This is a genomic window from Frigoribacterium sp. MEB024 (genome assembly GCF_000878135.1).
Lineage (GTDB): Bacteria > Actinomycetota > Actinomycetes > Actinomycetales > Microbacteriaceae > Frigoribacterium.
On record NZ_JXQZ01000119.1, the window covers coordinates 1 to 2,928 of the forward strand.

Genomic DNA, 2,928 nt, shown 5'->3' on the forward strand with positions numbered 1-2,928 from the left:
ACGCCGAGGCCGAGCGGCGCGTCGGCCAGGTCGACGCCCGCCTCGGCACGGCGCTCGACCGGGCCCGGACGGCGCTGCTCGGCGACCCGGCGTCGGACGGGGGCGTCTCGTGACCCTCACCGCGCCTCCTGCCCTCGCGTCGACGGGCTCCGTCGTCGACGGCCGTCCGCGCGTCCCGATCGCCCTCGCCCCCCGTCTCGCCGCCGCACGCGTCGCGGCCCGCCCGCAACGCGTGGGCCGGGTCAGCTCGGCCGTGGGCCTCGGCCTCACCGTGCAGGGCCTCGACGCGGCCGTCGGCGAGATCGTCGCCGTCGGTGACGCGACATCGACGTCCGGCCGGCCGGACGCCGGCTCGAACCTCGCCGAGGTCGTCGCGACCACGCCCGACGGCGTGCGCTGCATGCCACTCGGCCGCCTGACCGGCATCACGACCGGCACGCCCGTGCGCTCGACCGGTCGTCCGCTGCTCGTCCCGACCGGCACGGGCCTGTTCGGGCGCGTGCTCGACGGGCTCGGCCGGCCGATCGACGGCAAGGGGCCGCTCGTCGGTGCCGACGGGGGTCGCGTCGACCTCGTGCCGCTCGACCACGAGACCCCGTCGGCGATGCACCGGGCGCGCATCGACACGCCCCTGCAGCTCGGCGTGCGCGTGCTCGACACCCTGACCACGGTCGGCAAGGGCCAGCGCGTCGGCCTGTTCGCCGGCTCGGGCGTCGGCAAGTCGTCGTTGTTGTCGATGATCGCCCGCGGCTCGGACGCCCAGGTCAGCGTGATCGCCCTGGTCGGCGAGCGCGGCCGCGAGGTGCGGGAGTTCCTCGAGGACGACCTCGGGCCCGAGGGCCTCGCCCGCTCGATCGTCGTCGTCTCGACCAGCGACGAGCCCGCCCTGATGCGCCTCCGCGCCGCGTTCGTCGCGACCCGCATCGCCGAGTCGTTCCGCGACCAGGGTGCCGACGTCGTGCTGATGATGGACTCGCTCACCCGCGTGGCGATGGCCCAGCGCGAGATCGGCCTCTCGGTCGGCGAACCGCCCGCGACCCGCGGCTACCCGCCGTCGACGTTCTCGGTGCTGGCCGGCCTGCTCGAACGTGCCGGGACCGACCGCGTCGGCTCGGTCACCGGGCTCTACACGGTCCTGGTCGACGGCGACGACCACAACGAACCGATCGCCGACGCCGCGCGCAGCATCCTCGACGGTCACGTCGTGCTCGACCGCAAGCTCGCCGTGACCGGGCACTTCCCGTCGGTCGACGCTCTCGGCTCGGTCTCGCGCGTCGCCTCGAAGGTGACCAGCCCGCCCCAGCGCGCCGCCGCGACGACGCTCCGCAAGGTGATGGCCGCGCGCCGGGCCGCGCAGGACCTGCTCGACGTCGGCGCGTACCAGCGCGGCACCAACCCGCTCGTCGACGCGGCGGTCGACCACCAGGGCGCCATCGACGCGTTCCTGCAGCAGGGCATGGACGACCGGGCGGCCTCGGCCGACTCGTGGAACGCCCTCGCCTCGCTCACCTCACGGTTCGGAGCTATCTGATGGCACGTCCGTTCTCGCTGCTCGGTCTGCTGCGGCTGCGTCACGCCCAGCAGGACCAGGCCGGTGCCGTCCTCGCCGAGGCCAACGACCGCCTGCGTGAGGCCGCCGACGAGCGCGTGCGCGCCAAGCGCACCCTCGCCGACGAGCCGTCCGAGGTCACCGACGCGGCCATGCTGAGCGCGCTCGCCGCCTCGCGGGCCTCGTCACGCGGCATGCTCGCCGAGCTCGACGCGGTCACGCAGCGCCGTCAAGCCGACGCCGACGCCGCGCAGGCCGCCTTCAACGAGGCGCGTCGTGCCGCGATCGGCCTCGAGAAGCTCGAGCAGAAGCACGTGGTGGCCGAGGCGGCCGCCGACCTGCGCGACGAGCAGATCGCCCTCGACGAGATCGCCTCGCGCCCCCGACCCGACGGCTCGCCGTCCGGCACCGACCCCGAGAACCCAGGAGGCGCGGCGTGAGTCCCGTGACCGAGGTCCTGTCCCGAATCCAGGACATCCAGGCGACCATCGCCCAGCTCCGTGCCGGCACCACCGGTGCGGCGACGTCCGCGACGGCCACCGCCGCGTCCGCGACGTCGGCCACGGCCTTCGCCGACGCGCTCGCCGGCACGTCCGGGACGGGTGCCACGGCGACCAGCGCCTCCGTGGACGCGGTGGCCGGGTCGGTCGCGAGCGGCAGCGGAGCCGACGGCTCGGACGTGGTCGAGTCCGCGAAGAAGTACCTCGGCGTGCCGTACGTGTTCGGCGGCGAGGACCGGACGGGCATGGACTGCTCGGGCCTCGTGCAGACCGTGTTCAAAGACCTCGGAGTCAGCATGCCGCGCGTCGTGCCCGACCAGGCGAGGATGGGCGCCGAGGTGTCGTCGCTCGCCGAGGCCAAGCCGGGCGACCTGCTCGTGCCCAAGGGCGAGGGGCACATCGTGATCTACCTCGGCGACGGCAAGGTGCTGCACGCACCCCGCCCGGGCAAGGACGTCCAGATCGTCGACAACTGGTACAAGGAATCCGACCTCAGCACGATCCGGCGCATCGTCCCGGCCGAGGGCGGGACGGGTGCCGCGCCCGCCTCGGCCGCGTCGTCGGCGCTGTCCGGCCTGTCGGGCCTGTCGGGTCTCTCCGGCCTCTCCGGCGCGGCCGGCGCGTCCGGGGCGTCCTCGTCGGGAACCGACCTCATGACCGCGGCCCTCCAGAAGCTGATGAGCGCGGGGGTGGCCTCGTGACGCTGTCCCGCACCCTGCCGTTCGCGCTTCCGGCCCTGTCGGAGGCCTCGTCGCTGCGCACTCCCGTCGGGTCGCGGGGGCCGGGAGCAGGCGGTGCCGGTGCCGCCCGCGACGCCGACCGGGCGGCCGCAGGCTTCGGCGCGGCCATGCGCGACGAGCACGCCTCGACGCGGGCCGC

Annotated in this window: 4 protein-coding genes; all 4 read left to right on the forward strand. The window is 75.1% G+C overall.

Translation table 11 applies throughout. The annotated features are described in order from the left end of the window. Positions 1–178 precede the first annotated feature (178 nt). Positions 179–1,531: a FliI/YscN family ATPase gene (locus SZ60_RS15410; RefSeq protein ID WP_043597537.1), complete on the forward strand. Its 1,353-nt coding sequence runs from the start codon at positions 179–181 to the stop codon at positions 1,529–1,531. After that, entirely contained in the window at positions 1,531–1,989 is a 459-nt protein-coding gene (locus tag SZ60_RS15415) for a hypothetical protein (protein ID WP_192118707.1), read from the forward strand. The genes SZ60_RS15410 and SZ60_RS15415 overlap by 1 nt, the downstream gene beginning before the upstream one ends. Further along, positions 1,986–2,750, forward strand: a complete 765-nt coding sequence (locus tag SZ60_RS15420; protein WP_231567190.1) for a C40 family peptidase — start codon at positions 1,986–1,988, stop codon at positions 2,748–2,750. Before SZ60_RS15415 ends, SZ60_RS15420 begins: the two co-directional genes overlap by 4 nt. Then, a partial coding sequence (locus SZ60_RS15425; RefSeq protein WP_043597535.1) for a hypothetical protein occupies positions 2,747–2,928 on the forward strand: 182 nt, incomplete at its 3' end. The genes SZ60_RS15420 and SZ60_RS15425, both read left to right, overlap by 4 nt.

Coding starts and splice junctions, on each gene's coding strand:
- SZ60_RS15415 (WP_192118707.1), top strand. CDS start 1,531: ATGGCACGTCCGTTCTCGCTGCTCGGTCTGCTGCGGCTGCGTCACGCC.